This is a genomic window from Microbacterium sp., assembly GCF_031988965.1.
Lineage (GTDB): Bacteria > Actinomycetota > Actinomycetes > Actinomycetales > Microbacteriaceae > Microbacterium.
Map to the genome: position 1 here is coordinate 1 of NZ_DALZXX010000205.1, position 3812 is coordinate 3812.

A 3812-nucleotide genomic window follows, 5' to 3' on the forward strand; every position below is an offset into this window, starting at 1 on the left:
GGTGCGGAGCGCGATGCGGGCGAACTTGCCGAGCTGGTAGGCCTTCTCGTTCGTGAGGCCGCCGCCGCCGAAGACGCCGATCGCGTCGTGGCCGTCCTCGTCGGAGATGCGCCGGATCTGCGCCGCGATGAGGTCGAGGGTCGCGTCCCACTCGGCCGGGTGCAGCTCGCCGTCGGCGCCGCGCACGAGCGGTGTCGTGAGACGGCCGGTGTCGGCGAGCAGCTCGGCCGAGGTCCAGCCCTTCTTGCACAGGCCGCCGCGGTTGGTCGGGAACTCGCGTCCGGAGACGGTGACGGGCAGCGCGGGCCGACCCGCCTGACCCGGCACTGCCGAGGCATCGGGCTGCGTCAACGTCATCGCGCACTGCAGCGCGCAGTACGGGCAGTGGGTGTCGGTGGCACGGCGCGGGTCGGTCATGCGACGGCTCCTTCGCGAGCATGGAGAAGCTCGGTGATGCGCGCGCGGCATCCCCCGCATCCCGTGCCGGCGCGCGTGCACTCCCCGATCGCGGCGACCGATCCGCAGCCGTCGTCGATCGCATCCTCGATCTGCCCGACGGTCACGGCGTTGCAGATGCACAGGGTGGCCTCCCGGCCCGCCGCGACGGTCGTCTCCGCATCGGCGTCGTCGAGACGCAGCAGGAGCGAGCGATCGGCGGGCAGCTCGCCGCCCCGCAGGTACAGCACGCTCAGCTCTGCGGCGGCGCGCGGCATCCCGACCGCCACGAATCCGGTGAGGATGCCGTCGCGCGTCGCCATCTTCACGTAGGTGCCGTGCTCGGGATCGGCCCACACGGCGATGCCGGGGGCGATCTCGCCGGCAGGGACGGGCGCGAACGGATCGGCCGAGACGTCTCCCGCAGAGGCGATGTCGACCAGCTCGCCCTTCAGCACGACGACCCCGGGGTGCTCATCGACGAAGCCGCCGTCGCCGTCGTCACCGAAGCCGCCGTCGCAACCGTCGCCGGTCAGCTCCGCGGTGATCGCGGCGGCCAGCCAGCTCGCCTGACGCCATCCGGGGCCGATCAGGCCGTGGGGTCCGCCCGGCACCTGCCGTTCGTGCAGGTACTCGGCGGGGTCGGCGAGGTGCGCGCAGTCGCCGATCGCGTGGATGCGCGGATCCGACCACGACCGCAGTGAGCTGTCGACCAGCACGCCGTTGCCGACCCGCAGGCCTGCAGCTTCGGCGAGCTCGGTGCGGGCACGCACTCCGCACGAGAGCACCAGCAGGTCGCCCTCGATGCGCTTGCCGTCGGACGAGACCAGGGCACGGAACCGGCGGACGCCGTCGTCGCCCTCGACGCCGATCACGCCCTCGGCTCGGGTGTGCGGCACCAGGGTGACGCCTGCCGATGCCAGCGCGGTCGACAGGATCGAGGCGGATCCGCGATCGAGCTGACGAGGCATCGGCATCGGGCCGAAGTGCGCGACCGCGGGGATGGCCCCGGCGTCGGCGAGCAGCATCGCGAGTTCGATCCCGAGCACTCCGGCGCCCAGCACGACGACCCTGCCGCCGCGATCGACGACTTCCCGCAGCTGCGCGGCATCGGCCAGGTCGCGCAGGACGCAGACGCCCGAGGTGAGGCGGGTGTCGAGTCCGGTGTCGTCGGGCCCGAGCCTCTCCAACCCGTCGAGGACCGGGACGATCGAGCGCGCGCCGGTCGCGAGCACCAGCCGGTCGTACGGCACCGCCGATCCGTCGGCGAGCACGACGGCTCGTGCATCCCGATCGATGCGTTCGGCGCGAGACCCCAATCGCAGGTCGACACCGGGAAGACCGGATGCCGTCGCGAGCGTGATCTCGTCGGCGGTGGCCTCGCCCACCGCGAGCTCGGCGATCAGCACCCGGTTGTAGGGATCGACGGTCTCGGCGCCGAGCACGGTCACCGTGGCGCGGCCGTCGGCCACGAGGGGCAGCAGCTCCTCGGCGAACCGGATGCCGACCGGTCCCGCCCCGATGACGACGATGCGCTCGGGCATGGTCAGATCCGGTGTCCGGCGAGCGAGTCGCGGGGGATGAGATAGACGAAGACGGTGATCAGCAGGAGCACGATGTAGGCGGCGACGAACCCGCCGAACGCCGGAGCGTACGAGCCGGTGCCGCTCTTGGCCGCCGCGAGCACCTGCGGGATCACGAATCCGCCGTAGGCGCCGATCGCCGAGATCAGGCCGAGGGCTGCGGCACCCTTGCGCTGCGTGCTGACCGCGAGCGCATCGCCCGCGGTCGCGGCGCCGCGGGCGGCGAACACGTTCGGGATCATCCGGTAGGTCGCGCCGTTGCCGACCCCGGCGGCGATGAACAGCAGCAGGAAGCATCCGAGGAACAGGGCGAAGCTGTTCGCCTGCAGGGTGACGAGCAGCGAGAGCGCTCCGACGATCATGAGCGAGAAGGCGGCGATGGTCATGCGCGCGCCGCCGAACCGGTCGGCGAGCTTGCCGCCGTAGGGGCGGGCCAGCGAACCGACCAGCGCGCCGAGGAAGGCGAGCGAGAGCGAGGCGCTGCCGATCTGGAAGGTGGAGAACTCGGGGAACGTGTCGGCGATGAGCTTCGGGAAGACGCTGGAGAAGCCGATGAACGATCCGAACGTGCCGATGTAGAGCAGCGACAGCACCCACAGGTGCGGTTCGCGCAGCGCGGCGGCGGCCCCGGCGAAGTCGGCCTTGGCGGACGAGAGGTTGTCCATGTACCGCCACGCACCCCAGACGGCGACGAGGATCAGCGGCACCCACATCCACCCGGCGAGCGAGAGGTTGAAGGTGAACGCCGCCGTGACCGAGACGACGATCGGCACCGCGAGCTGGGCGACCGAGGTGCCCAGGTTGCCGCCCGCGGCGTTGAGGCCGAGCGCCCAGCCCTTCTCCTTCTGCGGGAAGAAGTAGGTGATGTTCGCCATGGAGCTGGCGAAGTTGCCGCCGCCGAAGCCGGCGAGCGCGGCGACGACGAGCAGCACGCCGAACGAGGTCTCGGGGTCCTGCACGACGACGCCGAGCAGGATCGCGGGGATCAGCAGCAGCAGCGCCGAGACGATGGTCCAGTTGCGTCCGCCGAAGCGGGCCACGAGGAACGTGTACGGGAAACGCAGGGTCGCGCCGACGAGGCTCGGCAGCGAGATCAGCCAGAACGACTCGGTCGTGCTGAGGGAGAATCCCGCGGCGGGGAGCAACACCACGACGATGCTCCACAGCTGCCAGATGATGAAGCCGAGGAACTCGGCGAAGATCGACCAGCCCAGGTTGCGGCGGGCGATCGGCTTGCCCTCGGATGCCCAGAAGGCCGCGTCCTCGGGATTCCAGCCGTCGATCCACCGGCCGGGTCGGCGCGTGAGGGTGACGGCGGACGTGTCGACGCTGCTTCTTCCGATGGTCTGGGACATCGTGGCTCCTGGCGTTCGAGAGGATGATTGCTCTGAACGTAGGCCGCGGATGTTGCAGCGTCGCGCGAATGCGATTACCGGACGATTACTTCTCGATCACATCGGGGACATCGCCGATGAGAGAACTTCAGGAATGCGTCTCCGGGGACTCCCAGTCGGCCGCCAGTCGGGTGATCGCGGCGACCGCGTCTGCGGTGTCCTCGCGGGTGCCCCCGGCGCGGCCGGCGGCGAGTCCGGCCAGATACGCGCTGAGCGGCGCGGCAGGGCGGGCGACGCCGTGCGCCACATCACGGGCGAGGTTCAGCAGCAGGGCGACATCGACCGACTCTCGATCGATGTCGAGGGCTGCGCAGACGGCCGCGGTCCAGTCGTCGAGGGCTTCGACGGGCAGGTGCTTCGGGGTGTCGCTCATGTCGTCTCCTCGGGGGCATCGTCTCGC

General features: G+C 71.0%; 4 protein-coding genes. All 4 read right to left on the reverse strand.

Annotated elements, in window-relative coordinates; all coding sequences use genetic code 11:
* A partial coding sequence (locus tag RTM68_RS17535; RefSeq protein ID WP_312173431.1) for a molybdopterin-dependent oxidoreductase occupies window positions 1-417 on the reverse strand: 417 nt, incomplete at its 3' end.
* Complete coding sequence (locus RTM68_RS17540) at window positions 414-1979, reverse strand: FAD-dependent oxidoreductase (RefSeq protein WP_312173432.1); 1566 nt, start codon at window positions 1977-1979, stop codon at window positions 414-416. The genes RTM68_RS17535 and RTM68_RS17540, both read right to left, overlap by 4 nt.
* Before the next feature lie 2 nt (window positions 1980-1981).
* Entirely contained in the window at window positions 1982-3373 is a 1392-nt protein-coding gene (locus RTM68_RS17545; RefSeq protein ID WP_312173433.1) for an MFS transporter, read from the reverse strand.
* A gap of 127 nt (window positions 3374-3500) precedes the next feature.
* A complete protein-coding gene (locus tag RTM68_RS17550; protein ID WP_312173435.1) occupies window positions 3501-3785 on the reverse strand; it encodes a DUF6457 domain-containing protein in 285 nt (94 codons plus the stop codon).
* Between the last annotated feature and the right edge of the window lie 27 nt (window positions 3786-3812).

Coding starts and splice junctions, on each gene's coding strand:
- RTM68_RS17540 (WP_312173432.1), bottom strand. CDS start 1,979: ATGCCCGAGCGCATCGTCGTCATCGGGGCGGGACCGGTCGGCATCCGG.
- RTM68_RS17545 (WP_312173433.1), bottom strand. CDS start 3,373: ATGTCCCAGACCATCGGAAGAAGCAGCGTCGACACGTCCGCCGTCACC.
- RTM68_RS17550 (WP_312173435.1), bottom strand. CDS start 3,785: ATGAGCGACACCCCGAAGCACCTGCCCGTCGAAGCCCTCGACGACTGG.